The organism is Actinoplanes sp. OR16, from assembly GCF_004001265.1.
Lineage (GTDB): Bacteria > Actinomycetota > Actinomycetes > Mycobacteriales > Micromonosporaceae > Actinoplanes.
In genome coordinates this window covers 536,431-558,999 of the sequence record NZ_AP019371.1, presented here as the reverse complement: position 1 = coordinate 558,999, position 22,569 = coordinate 536,431, and the positions used below count along the sequence as shown (strand labels likewise).

The window sequence follows — 22,569 nt, the reverse complement described above, 5'->3', positions numbered from 1 at the left end:
GAAATGTGTGCACGTGCACACACCTGTGACCAGGAGTTTTATGTTCAAGCGGATACCCGGGATCAGCCTCGGCTGTGATTACAACCCGGAGCAGTGGTCGCCCGGCGTCTGGCGCGAGGATGTCGCGCTGATGCGCGAGGCCGGCGTCGACCTGGTGGCCGTCAACATCTTCGGCTGGTCGAACCTGGAACCGAGCCCCGGCCGGTACCACTTCGAGGACCTCGACGAGGTCATCGGCCTGCTGCACGAGAACGGCATCAGGGTCAACCTCGGTACCGGCACGAGCAGCCCGCCGCCGTGGCTCAGCAGCCTGCACCCGGAGATCCTGCCGGCCGCCGCCGACGGGACGATCCGCTTCCCGGGCGGCCGCCAGGCCTGGTGCCCGAGCTCGCCGGTCTTCCGCGAGAAGGCGTTCGCGCTGGTCGAGCAGGTGGCGCAGCGGTACGGCAGCCACCCCGCGGTGGCCCTCTGGCACGTGTCGAACGAGCTGGGCTGCCACAACGCGCTCTGCTACTGCCAGGTCAGCGCCGAGGCGTTCCGCGGCTGGCTGCGCGAGCGCTACCGGAAGATCGAGACGCTGAACGAGGCGTGGGGCACGTCGTTCTGGAGCCAGCGCTACAGCGACTGGTCCGAGATCCAGACGCCCCGGCTCGCGCTGTCGCTGCGCAACCCGGCCCAGATCATCGACTTCCACCGGTTCAGCTCCGACGAGCTGCTCGGCTACTACCGCGGCGAGCTGGAGATCATCCGCCGTCACTCGGCGATACCGACGACCACCAACTTCATGGTCACCGCCCACATCCGCAACCTGGACTACTGGTCCTGGGCGCCGGAGATGGACGTCGTGGCGAACGACCACTACCTCGACCACCGCCTCGGCGACCCGGTCGCGGAGCTGTCCTTCGCCGCCGACCTGACCCGGGGCCTGGCCGGCGGCAAGCCGTGGATGCTCATGGAGCAGGCGGCCGGCGCGGTCAACTGGCAGCCGCACAACCTGACGAAGGCGCCGGGCGAGATGCTGCGCAACTCGCTCACCCACGTGGCCCGCGGCGCCGACTCACTCTGTTTCTTCCAGTGGCGGGCGTCGGCGCAGGGCGCCGAGAAGTTCCACTCGGCTCTGCTGCCGCACGCCGGCACGGACACCGTCGCCTGGCGGGAGGTGCTGCGGCTCTCCGAGACCCTGGACCGGATCGGCGAGGTCGCCGGCACCGAAGTCGAGTCGGACGTGGCGCTGGTCTTCAGCTGGGAGTCCTGGTGGTCGGCGGAGGGTGAGGCCCGCCCGTCGCAGGCGGTCACCTACCTCGACGAGGTGCACCGGGCCCACCGGGCGCTGCGCGAGCTGGGCGTCACCGTCGACATCGTCGCGCCGGGCGCGGACGTGGAGAAGTACAAGCTCGTCGTCATCCCGTGCCTCTACATGATCAGTGATGAAGCGGCCGAGAACATAAACCAGTATGTCGGAAATGGTGGCAGCCTCCTGGTCACCTTCTTCTCCGGCATCGTCGACGAGCGGGACCGGATCCGGCTCGGTGGCTACCCGGGAGCGTTCAAGGACGTGCTCGGCATCCACGGCGAGGAGTTCGCCCCGCTGCTGCCCGGCCACGAGGTCACGCTCAGCAACGGCGCGACCGGCTCGCTCTGGACCGAGCGCCTGCGCACCACGACGGCTGAGACGATCGCGACCTACACCGACGGCCCGCTGCCGGGTGTTCCCGCCATCACGCGCAACGGCAACGCCTGGTACGCCGCCACCCAGCTCGACCGGCGCGGTCTGCGCGAGCTGATGAGAAGCGCCGTGGAGAGCGCCGGCGTGACGCCGGCCGGCCCGGAGTCGAACGGCGACGTCGAGGTGGTCCGGCGGTCGAAGGACGGCCGCTCCTACCTCTTCGTGGTCAACCACAGCGCGCAGAGCGTCCAGATCGCCGGAGAAGACCTGGTCAGCGGCAAGTTGATCACCGAACTGAAAGCAGGCGATGTAGCGGTGATCAGGGAGGCGGGCAATGACTAGGAAACGGCCGATCGGAGCATTGCTCTTCTTCATCCTCCCCTTCGGCCTGCTCTTCGCGGCCTTCTACCTGGCGCCGATCCTGTACGCGATCAAGCAGTCGCTGTACAAGGTCGAGCGCACCGGCACCTTCGGCCCGGCCCGCGAGGTCTTCGGCGGCCTGGACCAGTACGCCCGCGTCCTGCAGGACGGCCCGTTCTGGGAGTCGATCGGCAGGGTGCTGCTCTTCGGTGTCGTGCAGGTGCCGGTCATGCTCGGTCTGGCCCTGGTGCTGGCGCTGCTGCTCGATTCCGGCCTGGTGCGCGGCAAGCGGTTCTTCCGGCTGGCGTTCTTCGTCCCGTACGCGGTCCCCGGCGTGGTCGCGGCGATCATGTGGGGCTTCCTCTACTCGCCGAACCTGTCGCCCTTCCAGCAGGTGACGAGCGCCGTCGACCTCTTGAGTGCGGACTTCGTGCTCTGGGCCATGGCGAACGTCGTGACCTGGGTCTACGTCGGCTACAACATGCTGATCATCTACTCCTCGCTGCTGGCGATCCCGCAGGAGGTGTACGAGGCGGCGAAGCTGGACGGCGCCGGCGCGATCCGTACCGCGGTGTCCATCAAGATCCCGCTGGTGATGCCGGCGATCGTGCTGACCACCGTCTTCTCCATCATCGGAACGCTGCAGCTGCTCGCCGAGCCGGCCGTGTTCCGGACCTTCAGCTCCGCGGTGACCAGCACCTACACCCCGAACCTGACGGTCTACTCGACCTCGTCGATCCCGAACTTCAACCTGGCGGCGGCGTTCTCGGTGGTCCTCGCGCTCGCCACCTGCGTGCTCTCCTTCGCCTTCCTCAAGGTGACCCAGCGTGGAGGCGACAAGTGAAGAAGAGCCTTCCCATGCTGGTCATGGGCGCCTGCACCCTCTACTTCCTGGTTCCGATCTGGTGGCTGCTGGTCGCGGCCTCCAAGTCGCGCGGCGAGTTCAGCAGCACGAACCCACTGTGGTTCGCCGACTTCAAGCTGATCGACAACCTGCGGGAGCTCTTCGCGTACCGCGACGGGGTCTTCCTCCGCTGGCTCGGCAACAGCATCGTCTACACGGGCGGCGCGGCGTTGCTCGGCACCGTCCTGGCGGCGATGTGCGGATACGCGCTGGCGAAGTACCGGTTCCCGGGCCGGGAGGCGATCTTCAACGTGGTGCTGAGCGGCGTCCTGGTGCCGGCCACCGCGCTCGCCCTGCCGCTCTTCTTGATCTTCAGCCAGTTCAACGCGACGAACACCTTCTGGTCGGTCTTCCTGCCCAGCCTGGTGAACCCGTTCGGCGTCTACCTGGCCCGGATCTACGCGACCGCCAGCGTGCCGGACGAGCTGCTCGAAGCGGCCCGGCTGGACGGCTCCGGCGAGGTGCGCACGTTCTTCACGGTCAGTACGAAGCTGATGTTCCCGGCCCTCGTGACGATCTTCCTGTTCCACTTCGTCGCGGTGTGGAACAACTTCCTGCTGCCGCTGATCATGCTCGGCAACGAACGGCTCTTCCCGGTGACCCTCGGTCTCTACACCTGGAACACCCAGGTCAACCAGCACCCCGAGCTCCGGATGCTGGTGCTGACCGGCGCGCTCGTCTCGATCATTCCGCTGGTGATCGCATTCCTGCTTCTCCAGCGCTTCTGGCGCAACGGACTGGGTTCCGGCGCCATCAAGTAAGACCCCCTCTCACCCATCGAAAACCCGCTGAAAAGAGGAAATCGTGCGTTTTCCCATGCGTTCCCTCGGCATCGTGCTGACCTCAGCACTCGCCCTGACCGCTTGTTCGAGCGGCAGTGACGACGAGGCGACCACGGCCGCCGGCGCCGCCAGCTGCGCGCCCTCCTCCGGCCCGGTCACCCTGAACTACACCACCTGGATCCCCGGGATCGAGAACGTGGTGAAGGTCTGGAACGACGCGAACCCGAACATCCAGGTCAAGGTGCAGACCGGCCCGAACGGCAACGGTGGCACGTACCAGAACTTCTTCAACCAGCTGAAGGCCGGCAACGCGCCCGACCTCGGCCACATCGAGTACGACGCGCTGCCCAGCTTCCGCGTCCAGGACGGCCTGGAGAACCTGGCCGCCTGCGACGAGGTCACCGCGGCGAAGGACCAGTTCGTCGACTGGACCTGGGGTCAGGTCACCTTCGGTGAGGACAACTCGGTCTACGGCATCCCGCAGGACGCCGGCCCCATGGCCCTCTTCTACCGCAAGGACCTGTTCGAGAAGAACAACATCCCGGTGCCGACCACCTGGGAGGAGTACGCCGCCGCGGCCGAGAAGGTGAAGGCGGCCGGTGGTTACATCACCAACTTCTCGCAGAGCGACATCAACCAGTTCGCGGGTCTGGCCTGGCAGGCCGGCGGCCGCTGGTTCGCCAACGACGGCTCCAAGTGGACCGTCAGCATGACCGACGAGAACACCACGAAGGTCGCGAACTACTGGCAGGGCCTGATCGACAAGAAGCTGGTGTCGGCGGTGCCGCCGTGGACCACCGAGTGGGACAACGCGTACAACACCAGCAAGGCGTGGACCTGGGTGTCGGCGGTCTGGGGCGCCAACTCGATCATGTCGGGCGCGCCGGACACCTCCGGCAAGTGGGCGGTCGCCCCGATGCCGCAGTGGACCTCGGGCGGCAACGTCGCCGGCAACTGGGGTGGCTCGGCCACCGCGGTCTTCAAGGGCTCGAAGCACCCGTACGAGGCGGCCAAGTTCGCTCTCTGGCTGAACACCTCCGAGGAGGCGCTGACCCTGCTGAACAAGGAGGCCCAGCTCTACCCGGCGACCAAGGCCGGCGCGTCGCTCCCGGCCCTGAAGCAGGGAGTGGACTTCTACGGCGGTCAGGCGATCTACGATGTGTTCGCGCAGGCCTCCACCCAGGTCGCGCCCGACTTCGTCTGGGGACCGACGATGACCTCCACCTACGCCACGGCGTCGGACGGCTTCAAGGCCGCCGTGTCCGGTAGTGGCACGCTCACCGACGCGCTCACCAAGGCGCAGGCCACCACGATCGAGAACCTGAAGTCCCAGTCGATCCCGGTCGCCGAGTGACGGTGCTCCACCTGCGCTCCGCGGGCGTCAGCCTTGTGCTCGACGCCCGCGGTGCCGTTCCCGTGATCCTCCACTGGGGTCCTGACCTCGGTGAACTCGACGATGCGGCGCTCACCGGGTTCGCCGAGGCGTGCGTCCCGGCCGTGGCGCCGAGTTCGGTCGACGTACCCCTGCGATTGTCTTTGATGCCCGGCCCGGCAGAAGGCTGGAGCGGAACGCCGGGCCTCGAGGGGCACCGTCATGGTGTTCCGGCGCCGGCTTTCCGCATCGCTGAGATTCAAGATCAAAGTCCGATGGCGATCGTACGGGCGGAGAGCACCGACGAGACGCTGGAGCTGACTACGGAGCTGGAGTTGACGCCGGAAGGGGTGCTCCGCGTCCGGCATCGGCTGGAGAACCGCGGCGACACCGACTTCGAGCTGGCCCGCCTCGGCATCCAGCTCCCGATCCCGGACGACGCCGCCGAAGTGCTCGACTTCACCGGCCTCTGGGCGCACGAACGGCAGCCGCAGCGCGCGCCCCTGCGGCACGGCGTGTGGAGCCGGGAGAGCCGGCACGGCCGTCCCGGGCACGACGACGCGTTCCTGCTGATGGCCGGCGAACCCGGATTCGGCTTCCGGCGCGGCCGCGTCTGGGCCGTCCACCTGGCCTGGAGCGGCGACAAGTCGATCTGGGCGGAACGCTCGGCCCTCGGCTACGGGACCCTCGGGGCCGGCGAGCTGCTCGCGCCCGGCGAGATCCGGCTGGCGCCGGGCCTGTCGTACGAGACGCCCTGGCTGGTGGCGGCCTTCTCGGAGACCGGCATCGACGGCCTCTCCGACCGCCTGCACCCGTGGATCCGCTCGTCGTCGCCGCTGCGGCTACCCCGCCCGGTCGTGCTGAACACCTGGGAAGCCGTCTACTTCGACCAGGACCTCGGCGTGCTCTCCGAGCTCGTCGACGCGGCAGCGGACGCCGGCGTGGAGCGGTTCGTCCTCGACGACGGCTGGTTCACCGGCCGCCGCGACGACAAGCGCGCCCTCGGCGACTGGTACGTCGACCCGTCCGTCTGGCCGGACGGCCTGCATCCGCTGATCTCCCGCGTCCACGACCGCGGCATGGAGTTCGGCCTCTGGGTCGAACCCGAGATGATCAGCCCGGATTCTGCTCTCGCGTGCTCGCACCCGTCCTGGATCTTGGGTGATTCGGGCGGGCCGACGTGGCGCTGGCAGCGTGTTCTGGATCTTGGAAATCCGGCGGCCTTCGGTTACGTGCATGATCGTCTGGCAGCGCTGCTCACCGAGTACCCGATCGCCTTCCTGAAGTGGGATCACAACCGGGACCTGCTCGTACCGGGCGCCTCGCACCGCCAGACCCGGGCCCTCTACCGCCTGCTCGCCTCGCTGCGCTCCGCCTTCCCGCACGTGGAGATCGAGAGCTGCGCTTCCGGCGGCGCCCGCATCGACCTCGGCATCCTCGAACTGGTCGACCGGTTCTGGACCTCCGACACGAACGATCCGCTGGACCGCCAGAGCATCCAGCGCTGGACGAGTGTGCTGATCCCGCCGGAATACCTCGGCGGCCACCTCGGCGACGCGACAGCCCACGTGACCGGCCGCTCGTCGGCGCTCGGCTTCCGGCTGGCCACGGCCCTGTTCGGCAGCGCCGGCATCGAATGGAACCTGACCACGGCGTCGGATGCCGACCGGGCCCTGATAGCGGACTGGATAACTTCCTACAAGCGTCTGCGTCCCCTGCTGCACACCGGCCGCGTGGTCCGGGCCGACGCCCCCGACCCGGCCTTCCGCGTGCACGGCGTGGTCGCCCAGGACGGCTCGTCGGCGTTGTTCGCCCTCGTCTCGGTGGGGTCGCCGCGGGCTGCCCTTCCCCCGCCTCTCCGGTTGCCGGGCCTCGACCCGGCCCGCCTCTACACGGTCCGTCCGATCGGCGCCCCGCCCCGGTGCGTGCAGGACGTCCCGCCGGCGTGGCTCGTCGCGGGTTCCGTGACCCTGCCGGGGCGGGTGCTGTCCGAGGCGGGTCTGCCGGTGCCGCTACTGGCGCCGGAGCAGGCCCTCCTCCTGTCCGTCGAGTAGAGCCTGCGCTGCCCGCGGCCGTCAGCGCACACGCAGGTCGATTCGAGTGGCCGTCAGCGCACGCACAAAGCGTTTGTGTGCGTTGGCGGTCGTTGTGGGGCGGTGAGCGGACGCGGTTTGTTGGTGTGTGCGTTGGCGGTCGTTGTGGGGCGGTGAGCGGACGCGGTTTGTTGGTGTGTGCGTTGGCGGTCGTTGTGGGGCGGTGAGCGGACGCGGTTTGTTGGTGTGTGCGTTGACGGCCGCTGTGGGGGGCGGTGAGCGGACGCGGTTCGTCTCTGCGTGCGCTGACAGTCGTTGTGGGGCGGTGAGCGGACGCGGTTTGTTGGTGTGTGCGTTGGCGGTCGCTGTGGGGGCGGTGAGTGCACGCGGTTCGTCTCTGCGTGCGCTGACGGTCGTTGTGGGGGCGGTGAGCGGACGCGGTTCGTCTTTGTGTGCGTTGACGGTCGTTGTGGGGGCGGTGAGTGCACGCGGTTTGTTGGTGTGTGCGTTGACGGCCGCTATCGGGGCCGCGAGCGGACGCGGTTCGTCTCTGCGTGCGCTCACCGCCCTCAGCCGGCAACCCGAACCCGATCCGCCCCCGAACCAAGCCGCCAACGACCATGACTCGAACGCCCGAACTCAACACGCGGGAGCGCGACGAAACCGGCGAAAACCGACGAAAACCTGGGAGAGCCCACCACGCGATCAGGACTCCAGGGGGATCTCCAGTCGGGTGGCGCCGGTCAACGACAGGAAGACGCGCGAAGGAGTCCGGACCAGGCGCAGTATCACGTCGGTGCAGCTGGGACAGCGGCCGACCAGGCCCGGGGCCGGCTCCCAGACGCGGAGGGTGGCGACGGCCCCGGTGTGCCGGCAGCCGGCGCAGGTGAAGACGGCGCCGGTCATGTCCGCGGCGAAGATCTCGCTCAGGTCGCCGCCGAGAGCGTTGCCGTCGATCTCCATCATGCGCCCCCGAATCGTTCGGTGCGGATGCGTTTCGGGTCGTGGCCCAGGGCGACCAGGATGTCGGCGGCGGTCTCGACGAAGCCGGTCGGGCCGCAGACGTAGCAGTCCGGCTGGAAGTCAGGCGGCCAGCCGTGCGAGTTGATCGCGGCGACGTCGATGCGCTTGGGGGTGCCGGCGCCTTCGGGGGCCTTGCGGGTGTAGACGAAGTGCACGTCGAGGCCCGGGTCGTCGCGGACGCGGCGGCGCAGCTCGTCGGCGTACGCGGCGTCCTCCGGCGTGCGCACCGAGTAGATCAGCCGGAACGGCTGGCGGCCACGAGCGTCACCCCGGGCGCGGATCATCGACATCAGCGGCACCACGCCGGAGCCGCCCGCGATGAGCAGCACCGGCGCCGGGGAGGACGAGCGCCAGACGAACCAGCCGCCGACCGGCCCGCGCAGTTCGATCTGGTCGCCGGGCTGGACCTCGTCGGTCAGGTACGGCGACACCTCACCGTCGGCGAGCCGCTGAACGGTGATCTCCAAAGAGCCGGGCCACGCCGACGCGATGGAATACGAGCGCTGAGCGGAGTACCCGTCCTCGGCGGTGAGCCGGACGTCGATGTGCTGGCCGGGCAGGTGGCCCGGCCAGTCCGGCACGTCCAGCACCAGGGTGCGCGCCGACGCCGTCTCCCAGCGGGCCGAGGAGACGGTGGCGACGCGCCAGCTGATCCGGTTCTTCATGGGTACGCGTCAGTCTCCCTGGTAGCGCTGCTCACGCCACGGGTCGCCGTACATGTGATAGCCCCCGGCCTCCCAGAAGCCCGGCTCGTCATCGTTGATCATCTGCAGGCCGTTGACCCACTTCGCGGACTTCCAGAAGTAGAGGTGCGGCACGAGCAGGCGGACCGGGCCGCCGTGTTCCGGGTGCAGCGGCTCGCCGTCGAACTCGTAGACGAGCCAGGCCTTGCCGTCGAGCAGGTCGTCGAGCGGCACGTTGGTGGTGTAGCCACCGTAGCTGTGCGCCATCGTGTAGTCGGCGGCCGACTCGACGTCCTCGAAGAGGGTGTCCAGCGCGACGCCCTTCCACGTGGTGCCGAGCTTCGACCACTTGGTCACGCAGTGGATGTCGACGGTGAACTCCTCGGCCGGAAGAGCGGTGAACTCCTTCCAGTCCCAGGTGTGCTTCTCGCCGGTCTCCGTGGCGATCGTGAACTTCCACTTGTCCAGTGGGATCCGCGGGGTCGGCCCGGCGGAGAGCACGGGGAAGTCGTGAGTGAGGTATTGACCGGGCGGCAGGCCGGGCAGCGACTCACGCCGCCGCCCGCCGAAGCCGCGGGAGATGATGCCCATGGCCTGAAGTAAACCGCACTCACGTTACTCAGAGGGTCAAGCTTTGACCGTGCCGCTGGTCACGCCCGCGACGAGTTTGGTTCCGGCGATCACCACGCGGTACGTCCCGCCGCCGGCCAGGCCGGTCACCTTGCGGGTCGCGGTCGTGGAGAACGTCTTCACCGTCTTCCACTTCTTGTTCTGGTAGCGCTGCACCGACATCTTCTGACCGGACGCCCCGGCCACCTTCACCGTGATCACGCCCTTCTTGCTGCGCACCGCCGTGACCGCGGCCTTCACCGTGTAACTCGCGGTCGCCGAGGCCGCCGCGAATTCGCCGGTGGAAGGGACGAAGACCCTTGCTTTGTACGTCGACACCGCTGTGCGGATCGCCGTGTACGTGCCAGCGGCGGTCGTCACCACCGAGGAGCACTTCCACGCGCCCCCGGCCACCGAGAAGCACGCCGACACGGAAGCGCCCGCGAGCGCCTTGCCACCCGATGTGATCTTGAACGTGGTGCTGGTCTTCGTGCCGTAGGTGACAGTGCGCGAGCCGACGTTCGCGGTCACGAACTGTCCCGCGGCGGCGAGCGCTGCCACCGCGTCGACCCGCCCGTTGCCGTAGTCGTTGTCGAACCCGGCCTTGCCCAGGTCCACCGCCGACGACTTGAGGATCTGCTCGATCGCGTACGGCGTGAGCGACGGCTGGTACGCCTCCAGCAGCGCGGCGACCCCCGCCACCTGCGGCGACGCCATCGACGTCCCGCTCATCGCGACGTAGTCGCCCCCGGTCAGCGCGGTCGGGTAGGTGCTCACGATCGCGCTGCCCGGAGCGGCGACGTCGACGTAGCCGCCGGAGTTGGAGAAGACGGCGTACCGGTCGGCGGAGTCGGTGGCGGCGACCGCGATCACGCCGGCGTCGGCGGCCGGGTAGCTGACCGGGTTGCCGTCCTGCCGCTCGTTGCCGGCCGCCGCGACCACGGTGACGCCCTTGCCGCGGGCGTAGGTGATCGCGTCGGACAGTGCCGCGAGCTTCGTGGTCGAGCCGATCGACATGTTGATGACGCCCGCGCCGTGGTCGGCGGCCCAGACCACTGCCTCGGCCACGTCGGACATGTAGCCGGCGCCGGTGGAGTCGAAGACCCGCAGCGGCAGGATCTTGGCGTCCGGCGCGACACCGGAGACGCCGACGCCGTTGCCGGTGGCAGCGCCGATGATGCCCGCCACGTGGGTGCCGTGGCCGTTCGGGTCGGTGGTGCCGCCGGCCACGCCCTTGAGCACGTCGTACCCGGTCAGCACCTTGCCGGCCAGATCCGGGTGCTTGGCGTCCACGCCGGTGTCGATGACCGCGACGGTCACCCCGGAACCGGTCGACTTCGCCCAGGCCGAAGGTGCCTTGATCTTGCTGAGACCCCACTGCTGGGAGCGCAGCGGGTCGGAGCCGGCCATGACCCGGACCGGCACGTCCAGCTGCGCGTTCGGAACCGTGTCGAGCAGTTCGGCGGTCTCGGTACGGTCGGTCGCCTCGTGCACGGTGACGACCGGCCGGCCCAGGGCGTCGACGGTGGTGCCGACGACCCGGGCGGGCTGCGCCTCGGTGACGGTGGCCGGCACGCCCGCGTAGGAGAGGCCGGGCATCGCGAACGCGCCCAGGCCGGCCGTCAGGGAGATGACCAGGCTGCCGGTGAGGAACCGCACGTGGTTGTCGCCTTCCGCTCGGTGGTCCGGCCTTCTGGCCGGCACCTGAACCACGGTCCGTGGCCGGAGGAGCCTTCCGGGAGGCGGCGGGGTGCCGTTCGGGAGTTGTAGGGTCGGGATCATGCCGTTGACGGGTGAGTACCTGCCCAGCACATCTGACTGGGCGCGCAATCAGGCCGAGAAGTACGAGGCGACGAATGGCGCCGAGGCCAACGACATCCAGGGAATGCCGATCATCGTCCTGCACTCGATCGGGGCGAAGACCGGCGCGCTGCGCAAGACGCCGCTCATGCGGGTCGAGCACGAGGGGGAGTACGCGGTCGTCGGCTCCCTCGGCGGAGCGCCGAAGAACCCGGTCTGGGTCTACAACATCCGGAAGAACCCGCACGTCGAGCTCCAGGACGGCGAGGTCAAGCGGGACTACACGGTCCGCGAACTGGAAGGGGAGGAGCGGGAACTCTGGTGGGAGCGGTCGGTGGCCGCCTACCCGCCGTACGCGGAATATCAGACGAAGACCGACCGCCTGATCCCGGTCTTCCTGCTCACGCCCGCGTAAAAGAATTTGCGGCAGTGCGGATCATGGAGTGATGGATACACCCCACCAGCTTCCGGTCGCCGGCGCCGTTGACGACGGCGACCGGCTGGTGGACGTGGTCGACCTGATGGCGCTCGACCCGTTCGTGAGCGGCCGGGAGCCCTACGGCCGGACCACCCACCTCGACAACGTCCGGCCCGAGGCCGACCTGAGCCTGCCGGACGGCAGCGTGCTGCGCGACGCCGTCGAGGAGGACGGGCACAACCGGATCACCGTGGGCGACGGCTGGACGCTGCACGTGATGCGCTGGAAGCAGAGCCGCCGCGCCCGGGTCACCGTCACCGCGACCAGCTCCGAGCTGGCCGAGAAGCTGATCAACGCGGCGGTGGAGAACGCGGTCGAGGAGCCGCCGGCGGCTGCCGGGACGGTTCCGATCGGGTTCTGGCACTACGGGGCGCACGGACCCCGGCGCGTCGAACGGGAGATCGACGCCGAGCCGTGGGCGGACATCCGCCGCAACTACGCCGAGCCGGTCGCCGAGACCCTGGAACGGCTCATGGCCGTCGACAAGTCGTCGATCAGCGGTCGTCTCCTGCTGCTGCACGGCGAACCCGGCACCGGCAAGACCACCGCGCTGCGGGCGCTCGCCCAGCAGTGGCGTTCCTGGTGCCAGGTGGACTGCGTGCTCGACCCGGAGCGGCTCTTCGGCGACCCGGCGTACCTGATGAGCGTGGCGCTCGGCAGCGGCGACGACGAGGAGCCGAAATGGCGGCTGCTCATGCTGGAGGACTGCGACGAGCTGATCCGCGGCGAGGCCAAGGCGAGCGCCGGTCAGGCGCTGTCCCGGCTGCTCAACCTCACCGACGGCATGCTCGGTCAGGGTCGCAACGCGCTCATCGGCATCACCACGAACGAGGACCTGGCGTCCCTGCACCCCGCGGTGGTGCGGCCAGGACGATGCCTGGCGAGCATCGAGGTGGGGCGTCTGCCGTACGCCGAAGCCGTGGCCTGGCTCGGCGCACCCGCCGGAATCGGCCCCGAGGGCGCAACCCTCGCCGAGCTCTATGCCCTGAAGACCGGTGACCGCCCGGCGACCGTCCCGAAACAGGCCTCCCGGATCGGCATGTATCTCTGAAGTCCGTGCAACCTCCCCGGCGGCCCGGCGCGACAGTAGAGCGTGATGGGAAAGCCGGAGTGGGAACGGGAGTACGTCGAGTACGTGAGTGGGCGCCTGCCGCGCCTGCATCGCGCGGCGTATCTCCTCTGTGCTGACGCCTTCCAGGCCGACGACATCGTCCAGGCCACGCTGACCTCGCTCTATCTGAGCTGGCGGCGGGCCGTCCGGGCGGACAATCTCGATGGGTACGTCCACCGCATCCTGGTGCGGCGCTTCCTCGACGAACGGCGGCGCCCGTGGGCGCGCGTCCTGCTCGGCGGTGATCAGGTTCCGGAGAGGGCGGCGGAGACCGGCCCCGGCTACGAGGAACGCGACTCGCTGATGGCCGCGCTCCGCACGCTCCCGAAAGGCCAGCGTGCCGTGATCGTGCTGCGGTACTTCAGCGATCTGTCGGTCGAGGCCACCGCCGAGGCGCTCGGATGTTCGGTGGGGAACGTCAAGAGTCAGTGCTCGCGGGGGCTGGCGGCCCTGCGTACGACATTGGGTGAGACCGCTTTGGGGAAGACGGGGTGGCAGGCGTGAGCGACGAGCGGAGGCTGCGGGACGGCCTGGAGGCGATCGCCGTACCCGCCAGCGGAGTGCGGGTGGAGGCGCTGCTGCCGGCCGCCCGTAAACAGAAGTTCCGGCGCAACGCGGCCCGGGCCACGGCCGGCGCGGCGGTCGCCGTCGGGGTGCTGGTGGCAGTGCCGGTGGTGCTGCTGCGGCCGACCGCGGCGACCCCGGCGCCGGTGCTGCCGGCCCAGCGCCCGTCGTCGTCGCCGTCGCCGTCCGTGACGGCCTGCAGGATGGTGAAGCTGCCGCTCCCGGAGGGCCTCGGCGACGCGGGCCCCGAGGCCGTCGACCCGACCGGGACGTACATCGTCGGCAACGGCACCGAGGGCCAGGACTTCCGGCCGGTGCTCTGGACCCGGGGCAAGGCTTCCGCGCTGCCGGTGAACGCCGACTCCGTCCAAGCCACCGCGGTGAACTCCTCGGGCGTCGTCGTCGGCCTCGCCACCCGGAACAACCGGGACACCGTCTTCCGCTTCGCCGGCGGCGCGTACACCGAGCTGAAACTGCCGGCGGGGGAGTGGCACCCCTACCCGGAACCGGCGATCAACGCGGCCGGCGACGTGGTGATCAACGCCGAGCCGCAGGGCAACAGCGGCGGCGAGGGCGTCATCGCGCTGCTCTGGCCGGCCGGCTCGACCGACGCCGTACGGCTGCCGTTGCCGGAGGGCGCGCACGTCGTGGACATCCTCGACGACGGGCGGATGGCCGGTGGGATCTACAAGGACGGGACGGCCCGCGAACCCTGGGTCTGGGACCGTCAGGGCAAGGGGCAGAAGCTCACGGTGCCGGCCGGGCGCAACGCCACCGCGTACTCGATCAGCGGCGACTGGGTGACCGGCGGCGTCTGGGAGCCGGGAAACGCCGCGCTCTGGAACCTGCGGACCGGCAAGCTGACCCAGACCACTGGAGACCAGAACCCGGGCCAGGCGGTGAACGCCTCCGGCTGGGTGATCGACGGCAACGGCCGGTTGATCCGCGACGGCAAGGCGAGCCGCCTCCCGGCCGGCGGTGGCCGCAAGGTCGCCTACGTCAGCGACGTCTCCGACACCGGGCTGGTCGTAGGCCACGTAACGGAGGAACAGACCGAAGCCGAGGAACAGGACATCCTGGACGGGGGCGGGCAGCTCGAGCGCCAGCCCCAGTTCCCAGCCACCTGGCAGTGCTGACCCGCGCTCTGCCGGGCTGAACGGGCGGCGCCGTCACGGGGACGGCGCCGCCCGTTTTCCGCTGGGGGAGGCCGGCTACGAACTACGGCGTACGCGACAGGCCCGCCACCGATCGGTGACGGGCCTGCGGCGAGGTGGATGGACTGTCAGGCGCGCGCGTAGGTCAGGCAGTCGGCCTTGTCGGCGGAGGCGCCGACGGTGATCGCCGGGGCGCGGCACTCGAGGTTCTCGTTGTACGTGCAGTCGGCCCGCTTGCAGGCGCCGACCTGGGCGGTGGCGACGCCCATGCCGCCCTTCTCACCCGAGCCGATGAAGGTGTCGCACTCGGCGGTCTGCATGCTGCCGATGGTGATCGCGAACGCCGTACAGCCGTCATGGTTGTAGCCGCATTCGGCGACGGTGCAGGTCTGGACACGCGGCATGTTCATCATCTGCGTCATGGTTCGACTCCCCTGTTCGTCAATGGCCTCGGCAGTGACCATAACCCCGATCGCGGAGACTATTCCAGTTATCGAATGATGTTGCCGTAAAAGGTTCGTTACATTAGGTAAGGCAAGCCTCAGTGTATTTAGGCAAGCCTTGCCTACGGCTCTGAGCTGGGCATGTTTGCCTTCTACTTGCTCAGGGTAGCAATTCTTTTGTCACTGGAGCGAGGGCCGTGAGATTCGATCTCGACAGGCGCGCCGAGCAATTCTGATATCGCGTTCTTCCAGTCGACCGGGCGGTGCGAAGTCGCCGGTTCGGTCTTCGCGAGTTTCCCGGCAAGCCTTTCCTGATAAGCCAGATCGCGGTGCGGGCCGGGCTCGATCCGGTCCCAGATCTCACCCTCGGTGCGGTACGCCGTGCAGATCTTCAGGTCCGGGCAGCGGGCCGGGGCGTCCAGGTGGGTGACCGCGAGGGCGTCGACGCCGCCGGCGACCTCGACCGCGTACCGGTGGGCCACCGCGTCGAAGTGGCCGGTCCGGAAGGCGCCCTGCCAGTCGTCGCGGCCGTTGTGCGCCTCCGGCAGATCGAGGTCGGGTGCCTCCGTGACGAACGGGCCGGCGCCGTGCCGAGTCGTGTAGGTCCGGACCACGCCGAGCCGGCGGAATGAGGGGCAGAGTTCCCCGATGTTGTCGAACGTGGTCGTGGACCAGGTCGTGTAGGGGTGCCAGCCTCGCCACTCGTCGAGGAGGACGCCCTGGGCGCCTTCGAAGACACAGGGGCCGGCGGCGAGGAGGCGGTCGGTGTGCTCGGTGCCGACGATCCGGACGGCTTCCCCGAAGGCGACGAAGGCATCGACGACGTCGTCGATCGGAATATCCGACATATCGTAAAAGTCGGCAAGGGCGCGTAACTTGATCGTCAGCCGGGTAGGGGTGAGGACGTCAGCCACGCGTGGAGCGTCGGGGTGCTTCAACGCGTACATCTGGGTCTCTCCGACGCCCATGCCGCACGAACCGTGCCTCTCCGCGCCTCGCTCGACCTCCCGCCGGCGATTCGCCGCGCGATGCCACGGAGTGGCGAGCAGAGCGTCGGCATCCACCGTGAGCAGGTGAAACGGGTTCCCCAGGGAGCGAGCCTCGGAGGCCAGCGCGAGCGGGTCGACGATCATGAAGCGGCTCAGGTGGGTCGGGACGCCGCGCAGGGTGCCCGACCCGAACTGAGCGAACGTGTGGTGCCTGCCGTCCTCGGTGATCACGTTGTGGGCCGCTTGGGCGCCGCCGTTGAACCGGATGACAGCTGCGATGTTGGAGGACGTGGAGCAGATCGCATCGACGATCGTGCCCTTTCCCGCATCTCCGTATCCAAGATCTACGACGGCGAGGTGCTCTTTCACAGCCTCTGGTTCCCACCCGGGCCGGCGGTGATCTGGAACTGATCGTCGCGCACCACCGAGGTCCGCTGCAGCGGCGCGAGGGCCCGGCCGACCGAGCTGCCCGCCGCCGAGCCGAGATCCTCCAGGTCGGCGATGCCCTCGTCCAGGTCGATGGCGTCCTCACCGAGGCCGACCGTCAGCGCGATCGTCTCGCAGACCGCGTCCAGGTCGTCGAGCTCCAGGACGTTCTGGCCGAGTAGCCCCCGCCACCGGGCCAGCACCTCGGCGTCGCCGCCCCACCCGGCCGCTGTCGGCAGGATGTAGAAGACCTCGTACTTGCGCTGCAGCTCGGTGAGGATCTCCTCGATCGGGATCGGCTGCTTGATCGTGTCGCCGATGACGGCCTGCACCTCGCGCGGCTTGACCCGCGGGTACGGCATCTCGTCACCGATGATGAACAGGTAGCCACGGCGACCGCGATTGACCATCGAGTCGATGATCGTGTGCCGGGCCATGAAGTAGAGGGCGAGCTCGTACGACTCGTGCTTCTGACCGCCGCCACCACCCTCCAGGTAGATCCTTGAGAGGTGCTCGTCCATCCGGTTGTCCGACTCGAACTGACCCACCTGCAGCGGCGCCCGGTCACAGGTGGCGTCGCCGATCGCACCGAACATGATCTGCGGGTCGACCGCGTAGTTCTTCCGGGTCAGCAGTCCGAGCAGCTGCGGGAGCTTGGTCTGAAGTACCCGGGGCACGTTGCCCATCGATCCGGTCACGTCGAAGAGGACGGCGATCGGCGTGCTGAACGGGTGTTCGCTGGAATCCCGCGACTCCCGCATGAAGACGCCGTTCGGGTCGAGGTCCGGGTGGGCGTGGCGGGCGCCGCTGTCGCTGTAGTCGAAGGCGCTCTTGCCGGTGGCGGCACGGTAGTTGGCCGCGGCGGTGTAGACGTCGGTGGACCAGTGTCCGCTTCCCATCACATGCTCCTTCAGTTCCGGAAGTTTTCGGGGATCAGCTCGTCGAATTCACCCAGCAGCTCCCAGGCGTCCTGGGGGCGCATCCGCGGGGCGTCGTAGCTGCAGCCCGCGGCGAACCGCCGCAGCGGCTCGGGCATTCGGGACGGGCCGATGACCCGGGTCATCAAGCCGGTCGCCATGTAGATGTCGGTGGCGGGGCTCGCGGTCCTGTCGTGAAGCACCTCCGGCGGATAGGCCGCCTCGCTTGCCTTCACTATCGCTCTCGGTCGATGCCCGGCATAGCACCAGTCGAGGAGCACCAGACCGCGTCGCTCCGGGTGGATCAGGATGTGACTTTCCAGGATCGCGCCGTGGACCACGCCGGCGCGGTGGGCCCAGCCGATGCCGATCAGCAGCCGGCGCCAGATCCAGACGGCGTCCTGAATCTTGAGCTGGCCGGCTTGATCAAGTCGCAGCATGTTGCGCTGTCGTTCCAGGACGTTGACCCGGCGGCGGCGTTTTTCCTGGTCCTCGTGGAGGTACGTCTTGATCAGCTTGGGGGCATAAGCCCGGAATCGCGGATCGCCGTGGGTTCGGAGATCTTGGAGCGCCTTGGCCTCCGTCTCCATCAGGTCGTTGTCCGCGGGATTGCGCGGGACCTTCAGCAGGGCGGCGCCATCGGCGTAGATCTCCGCGATGTCGCCACTCGCGAAGACGGGTTTGGCCTGAGATGTCGTGGTTTTCTGATAGAGAGCCGAGAGCTTGGCGAAGGCCTCCGTCGCGGTCGCGCGCCGATGCGCGGCGGCGGCGTCCGGGTGCACGATCTTGGCCCATTCCCGGTACGTGTGACCGCCCAGATCCTGGGCCGTTCTCGCGGCTTGGATCTTCGCGACGGCGTCCTCGAACGTCCGCTCCTCGTGGCGGCGTCGGCGCTCCGCTCCCACCAGCGTGCTCATCGGACCCGGTCCTCACGGGTCGGCCGCAGCAGCGCCGGATGCAGCAGCCGCGCGTCCCCGGACCGGTAGAGCTTCGCCTTCGGGCCGCCACGCTCGCCCCCTCGCGACGTGGTGGTCCCGGTGCTCTCCACGAAGCCCGGCACGCTGAGCACCTTGCGGTGGAAGTTGCCGGCGTGCAGCTCCTCGCCCCAGACGCTGGCGTAGACCTGCCGCAGCTCGCCGATCGTGAACTCCTCGTTGACGAACGCGGTGGCGAGCGGCGTGTACTCCAGCTTCGACCGGGCCCGCTCCAGGCCGTCGGCGAGAACGTCGTCGTGGTCGAACGCCAGATCCTTCGCCTCGTCGACGGGCACCCAGAACGCCCGCGCCGCGTCACTGCCGGCCGTAGGCTCGGGCAGGCTGGGCGCGAACGCCAGGTAGGCCACCGAGACGACCCTCATCCGGGGGTCACGGCCGGGATTCCCGTACGTCTTGAGCTGCTCCAGATGAACCCGATCCAGGTCACCGTGCCCCGGTTCGAGACCGGTCTCCTCGCCGAGCTCCCGGCGCGCGGCCTCGTCGAGCGTCTCCTCCTTGACGAACCCGCCCGGCAGAGCCCGCCGCCCGGCGAACGGCTGAGCACCGCGCTCGACGAGCAGCACACACAACGCGGCGTCCCGGATCGTCAGCGCCACCACGTCCACGGTGACCGCCAGCGCCGGATATCTCCGCGGGTCATAACCCGCCAGAAACGCCTCCTGCTCCCTCATGGCCGCCTCCGCGTTGTTCTCGCTCTGAGTCTTACTCGATCTGAGAACAAGTTAGCGCGCGGGTGGGCGGCTGTCAACAAGGCTTTCGACGGATCGTCGCAAGAGGTGCGAAGCAGGCATTAAGAACGAAATTCATAACTCTCCGCATTTGCGCGAATGCGGCAAGTTACGCTCCTCAGCGAGACGGCCCGGCGGCGGATCCCCTCGACCGGGCCTCACCGACCCGACCGATGCGGCCTTGTAGGACCGCAGGAGGACAACGCATGAGTAAGTCGAAGTCCACAACTCGTCGCCGCGGCCTCAGGGCCGTCATCGCGACGGGCGCGGCCACTGCCGCAGTCCTGAGCATGGCGACACCAGCCTTCGCCGAGCCGATCCTGACGCTCAGCAGCGCTGGCGGGCCGAGCGCCGGTGGCAACAACATCACCGCGTCGCATGCCACCACGGCCTGGCTCACCGGTGTGACAACACCGACGGCGGGCGTGACGAACGCTACGGCGTGTCCCGCAGCGCCGGGTACTCCCGGCACGAGCTACGTCGCCATCGCATCCACGGCCATCAAGAAGCTGTCGAATTACAAGGCCGCTGTGACCTTCCCCGCGATGACCACGCTGTCGTCGGTCTCCAAGAAGCTCTGCTTCTACAACGGCCAGATCCTCATCGGTAGTGCCAACTACGTGACGACCGATGTCAGCCAGACCGTCACCTCGGTCACTCCGGCAGGTGGACCGGCGCTTGGTGGCGGCACCATCACCGTGGTCGGAACCGGCTTCCCGACGACGGCGGGCTCCATCTCGGCGACGCTCGGTGGCCTGCCGCTGACGAACATCACTCCGATCTCGACGACCAGCTTCACGGCTACGGCGCCGGCGCATGCAGCGGGTCGCGTCCCGCTGCAGATCACCACTGCCAACGGTCAGACGATCGCGCAGAACATCTACACCTACAGCAATGGCATCAACGTCACGCCGAACACCGCGCCGAATACCGGTGTCGTCGACATCGACGTCACGGGCATGGATTTCCTGGCGCCGACCTTCAACAGCAGTGCCGCCAACGGTCACGTCTACCTGACGCGGGGCAAGTACGACCCCGCTACTGCGGCGGCCAGCACCAAGGCCAATGGCGCGGTTTCCGAATGTGTGAACGTTCTGGTCATCGGTGACAGCGAACTGATCTGCTCCCTGCCGCTCAACAGCCGCTTCGACTCCGCGGGCGACGACTGGTCGGACTACGCCGCACAGTCGGCCGCGCTCAGTACCAATGCGACCACGACCACCGGTTCGTACATCATCGGTGGCCTCACTACTGCTCCCGTTGACGCGTGGTTGGGTCTGCCGATCAACTACGTGTCCACCGCGAACGCCACCGCAACGGCCAACTTCGCCGCCGGCACCACGGTGACCCAGATCATCAGCTCGACCAGCATCCGGGTTTCGACGCCGGCGCTGACCACGCAGAACGGTAGCGGCGGTGGTGTGCTGAAGGTTGGCGTCGCTGCGGTCGGTGTCTCCAACGGAACCACGACCGCCGGCAGCAACGTCGTCACCGCGACGACGAACTTCAGCTCGTCCCACATCGGGCGTACGATCGTCGGTACCGGTATCCAGAAGGGTGCTGTGATCACCGGCTACAGCAGCAACACGGTGACGATGTCCCTGCCGGCCACCGCCAGCGGCGCTCAGACCGACCTCGACGGTTACGTTGTTCCGCCGGTTCCGGCCCGTGCCTACACCGTCACCGTCGTGAACAGCGGCAGCCTCGACGCTGACACGGCCAACCCGACCACATACTCGCAGTCGATCATTTCCAGTGGCTCGACCTTCACGGTGTCGGACTACTAAGAAATACTGGAAAACTGGCCCGGGTTTGATGCCCGGGCCAGTTTCTCTGTCCTGAACAGATCGGCCGGCCAGTTTTCCTGACCGGCCGATTCTGTGGCTCCGGGTCAGCTGAGTTTCCGCCACTCGGCGTCGATCATTCTGGCGCTCTGCTTCTTGGACGGCTTGCCGTCCAGGTCCACCGAGACGGTATAGACGCTCCTGTCGGCGCTCATTCGCCAGCAGATCAGCAGGTTCGGTTTGACCTTCGGGGTCTTGTCGTTGGCGAGTTTGAAGGTCTGGGTGCAGTTGGCGTTGCCGACCTTCTTGCCCGCTGCTGCTACCCAGCGCAGTTCCCGGTAGCCGGTGAGGTCACGCCGGGCCGAGTAGACGTGGATCTCGCGGCCCTCTTTCCGGGCGGACCCGTACGTCTTCGCGTTGACCGGTGCGTCCGGTGACTGGGCGGCCGCGGTCAGCGGGTGGGTGATCTCGGTGCTGTTCTTCTTGCCGTTCTCGCGGGCCGCCTCGACGCGTTTCTTCTCGTCGGCGGTCAGGGCGACCGTCTTCGACGGCGCCGGTGATGTGGGGTCCGCTGGTTCGGGGGCCGGGGATGCTGACGACTGTGCTGCCGCCGACTGCTCGGCGGTCGGCGTCGCCTTGGCCTGCTGGGATTGGGTGTCGTCGGTGCTGCCGCAGGCTGCCACGGCGCTGAGAAGAACAGCCCCGGCCACTACTCGGCGGTATGTGTTGCCCATCTTGATTCCCTTTGGTGAATGAGCCTCAGCTCAACTTCGCCCACTCGTCCTTGATGAGGTCGACGCTCGTCGCGGTGGACGGTTTGCCTTGGGGGTCGGTGGCCATCGTGATGACGCTGCGGTCGGACGACGTGCGCCAGCACAGCAGCACTGTCGGACGTTCGGTGGCGGGCACGTTCTGACTGAAACGGATCCTGTTGGTGCAGTGGATGCCGTTTCCCACGCCCCAGCCCTCGTCGCCGGCTATGAGCAGACGCTGAGTGCCGGTGAGGTCATGGCGGGCGCTCGTCACCCGTACCGTCGTGCCTTTGATGGTCTTGGTCTGTTCAGTGACCGGGCCTTCGGCTGCGACCTTGGCTTTCAGGGGGCGGTGCAGTTCGACGCCGTCCTCGGCTGCCTTGCGGCGGGCCTCACGGATCTCCTTCTCGGCCTTCTCGCTGGTGTAGGTCTCGGTGTCGCCGGAGTTCCGCTTGGTCTCCGACCGGCCGGCGCCGGCGGTGTCACCCGGGTCGGCGTTGCCGTCGGCGTCGGTGGCGTCGGCCTTGGTGGCGTCGGCGCCCGTCGTGGCGGCGCCAGTCCCGGTGGCGCCGGTCCCGGTGGCGGGATCGGCGGTCGTGGACGTGGACGCCGTCGACGAGCCGGCGATGCTCGGTGCTGCCGGTTCCGAGGCGGTCGCCGACGCGGCCACCGAGGCGAGGGTGGCCGGGGCCGGTGGTTCGTGGAGGCTCTGCTGGTCGGAGTTCGTCGACTGGGTGAATGCCAGGGCTGCGCCGCCCGCCACGATCACTGCGGCGCCGCTCAAGGCGATCAGGGTGCGCCGGTGGCTAGAGGGTCGCACTGGTGCTTCGTTCTCTGTCACGTCACCGTCCTCCGGTCTATTTGTCGGTTTTGCAACCTCTCATGCTTCCAAAAGATGAGGACATGTCGCATGGAATCCGATTTCTTCCAGCCGATCCTCAGCTTTGTGGCCCGCTACCGGGACGCAACCGGGCGCTCACCAGGAGCCGACCCCGG

The 22,569-nt window shown here is 68.4% G+C and carries 21 protein-coding genes; 10 read left to right on the top strand and 11 right to left on the bottom strand.

Annotated elements, in window-relative coordinates; genetic code table 11:
* Positions 1-40 precede the first annotated feature (40 nt).
* From EP757_RS02520 to EP757_RS02500, 5 genes are read left to right on the top strand one after another with little or no spacing between them, the layout of a single operon-like run.
* Complete coding sequence (locus EP757_RS02520; protein WP_127542596.1) at positions 41-2,008, top strand: beta-galactosidase; 1,968 nt, start codon at positions 41-43, stop codon at positions 2,006-2,008.
* Entirely contained in the window at positions 2,001-2,870 is an 870-nt protein-coding gene (locus tag EP757_RS02515; RefSeq protein ID WP_127542595.1) for a carbohydrate ABC transporter permease, read from the top strand. Before EP757_RS02520 ends, EP757_RS02515 begins: the two co-directional genes overlap by 8 nt.
* Positions 2,867-3,691, top strand: a complete 825-nt coding sequence (locus tag EP757_RS02510) for a carbohydrate ABC transporter permease (protein ID WP_127542594.1) — start codon at positions 2,867-2,869, stop codon at positions 3,689-3,691. The genes EP757_RS02515 and EP757_RS02510 overlap by 4 nt, the downstream gene beginning before the upstream one ends.
* Before the next feature lie 43 nt (positions 3,692-3,734).
* Entirely contained in the window at positions 3,735-5,066 is a 1,332-nt protein-coding gene (locus tag EP757_RS02505; RefSeq protein WP_232050329.1) for an ABC transporter substrate-binding protein, read from the top strand.
* A complete protein-coding gene (locus EP757_RS02500; RefSeq protein ID WP_127542593.1) occupies positions 5,063-7,138 on the top strand; it encodes an alpha-galactosidase in 2,076 nt (691 codons plus the stop codon). Before EP757_RS02505 ends, EP757_RS02500 begins: the two co-directional genes overlap by 4 nt.
* A 684-nt stretch (positions 7,139-7,822) precedes the next feature.
* Here EP757_RS02500 and EP757_RS02495 read toward each other — a convergent pair.
* Genes EP757_RS02495 through EP757_RS02480 form a run of 4 tightly spaced genes read right to left on the bottom strand, consistent with a single transcriptional unit; the run spans position 7,823 to position 11,136 of the window.
* Positions 7,823-8,083, bottom strand: a complete 261-nt coding sequence (locus tag EP757_RS02495; RefSeq protein WP_370457753.1) for a DUF6510 family protein — start codon at positions 8,081-8,083, stop codon at positions 7,823-7,825.
* Positions 8,080-8,805 carry a ferredoxin reductase gene (locus tag EP757_RS02490; protein ID WP_127542592.1) on the bottom strand — a complete coding sequence of 242 codons (726 nt, stop codon included), beginning with the start codon at positions 8,803-8,805 and terminating at the stop codon, positions 8,080-8,082. Before EP757_RS02490 ends, EP757_RS02495 begins: the two co-directional genes overlap by 4 nt.
* Positions 8,806-8,814: 9 nt before the next feature.
* Entirely contained in the window at positions 8,815-9,414 is a 600-nt protein-coding gene (locus EP757_RS02485; RefSeq protein WP_127542591.1) for a sulfite oxidase-like oxidoreductase, read from the bottom strand.
* Positions 9,415-9,450: 36 nt separating this feature from the next.
* Positions 9,451-11,136 (bottom strand): S8 family peptidase, encoded by a 1,686-nt coding sequence (locus EP757_RS02480; protein WP_232050328.1) that lies wholly within the window; start codon positions 11,134-11,136, stop codon positions 9,451-9,453.
* 76 nt (positions 11,137-11,212) lie between these two features.
* Between EP757_RS02480 and EP757_RS02475 the strand changes: the two genes are divergently transcribed.
* From EP757_RS02475 to EP757_RS02460, 4 genes are read left to right on the top strand one after another with little or no spacing between them, the layout of a single operon-like run.
* Positions 11,213-11,647 carry a nitroreductase family deazaflavin-dependent oxidoreductase gene (locus tag EP757_RS02475; protein WP_127542590.1) on the top strand — a complete coding sequence of 145 codons (435 nt, stop codon included), beginning with the start codon at positions 11,213-11,215 and terminating at the stop codon, positions 11,645-11,647.
* A gap of 31 nt (positions 11,648-11,678) precedes the next feature.
* A complete protein-coding gene (locus tag EP757_RS02470; RefSeq protein ID WP_127542589.1) occupies positions 11,679-12,761 on the top strand; it encodes a DUF5925 domain-containing protein in 1,083 nt (360 codons plus the stop codon).
* Positions 12,762-12,806: 45 nt separating this feature from the next.
* Entirely contained in the window at positions 12,807-13,325 is a 519-nt protein-coding gene (locus tag EP757_RS02465; protein WP_127542588.1) for a SigE family RNA polymerase sigma factor, read from the top strand.
* A complete protein-coding gene (locus EP757_RS02460; RefSeq protein ID WP_127542587.1) occupies positions 13,322-14,521 on the top strand; it encodes a hypothetical protein in 1,200 nt (399 codons plus the stop codon). The genes EP757_RS02465 and EP757_RS02460 overlap by 4 nt, the downstream gene beginning before the upstream one ends.
* 146 nt (positions 14,522-14,667) lie before the next feature.
* Here EP757_RS02460 and EP757_RS02455 read toward each other — a convergent pair whose 3' ends face one another.
* The 5 genes from EP757_RS02455 to EP757_RS02435 all read right to left on the bottom strand — a co-directional run bounded on the left by EP757_RS02455 (position 14,668) and on the right by EP757_RS02435 (position 18,980).
* Positions 14,668-14,961, bottom strand: a complete 294-nt coding sequence (locus EP757_RS02455) for a DUF1540 domain-containing protein (RefSeq protein WP_127542586.1) — start codon at positions 14,959-14,961, stop codon at positions 14,668-14,670.
* A gap of 173 nt (positions 14,962-15,134) precedes the next feature.
* Positions 15,135-16,340 carry an adenylosuccinate synthetase gene (locus tag EP757_RS02450; RefSeq protein ID WP_127542585.1) on the bottom strand — a complete coding sequence of 402 codons (1,206 nt, stop codon included), beginning with the start codon at positions 16,338-16,340 and terminating at the stop codon, positions 15,135-15,137.
* A complete protein-coding gene (locus EP757_RS02445; RefSeq protein WP_127542584.1) occupies positions 16,337-17,296 on the bottom strand; it encodes a hypothetical protein in 960 nt (319 codons plus the stop codon). The genes EP757_RS02450 and EP757_RS02445 overlap by 4 nt, the downstream gene beginning before the upstream one ends.
* An 11-nt stretch (positions 17,297-17,307) precedes the next feature.
* Complete coding sequence (locus EP757_RS02440) at positions 17,308-18,231, bottom strand: molecular chaperone DnaJ (protein WP_127542583.1); 924 nt, start codon at positions 18,229-18,231, stop codon at positions 17,308-17,310.
* A complete protein-coding gene (locus EP757_RS02435; protein ID WP_127542582.1) occupies positions 18,228-18,980 on the bottom strand; it encodes an NUDIX domain-containing protein in 753 nt (250 codons plus the stop codon). The genes EP757_RS02440 and EP757_RS02435 overlap by 4 nt, the downstream gene beginning before the upstream one ends.
* A 263-nt stretch (positions 18,981-19,243) precedes the next feature.
* Between EP757_RS02435 and EP757_RS02430 the strand changes: the two genes are divergently transcribed.
* The gene (locus EP757_RS02430) at positions 19,244-20,824 is read left to right on the top strand and encodes an IPT/TIG domain-containing protein (protein ID WP_160165756.1); all 1,581 of its coding nucleotides are present in this window, start codon (positions 19,244-19,246) and stop codon (positions 20,822-20,824) included.
* A 104-nt stretch (positions 20,825-20,928) separates the two neighbouring features.
* Here EP757_RS02430 and EP757_RS02425 read toward each other — a convergent pair whose 3' ends face one another.
* The gene (locus EP757_RS02425; RefSeq protein WP_127542580.1) at positions 20,929-21,555 is read right to left on the bottom strand and encodes a hypothetical protein; all 627 of its coding nucleotides are present in this window, start codon (positions 21,553-21,555) and stop codon (positions 20,929-20,931) included.
* A 25-nt stretch (positions 21,556-21,580) separates the two neighbouring features.
* Positions 21,581-22,357 (bottom strand): hypothetical protein, encoded by a 777-nt coding sequence (locus EP757_RS02420; protein WP_127542579.1) that lies wholly within the window; start codon positions 22,355-22,357, stop codon positions 21,581-21,583.
* Positions 22,358-22,569 lie beyond the last annotated feature (212 nt).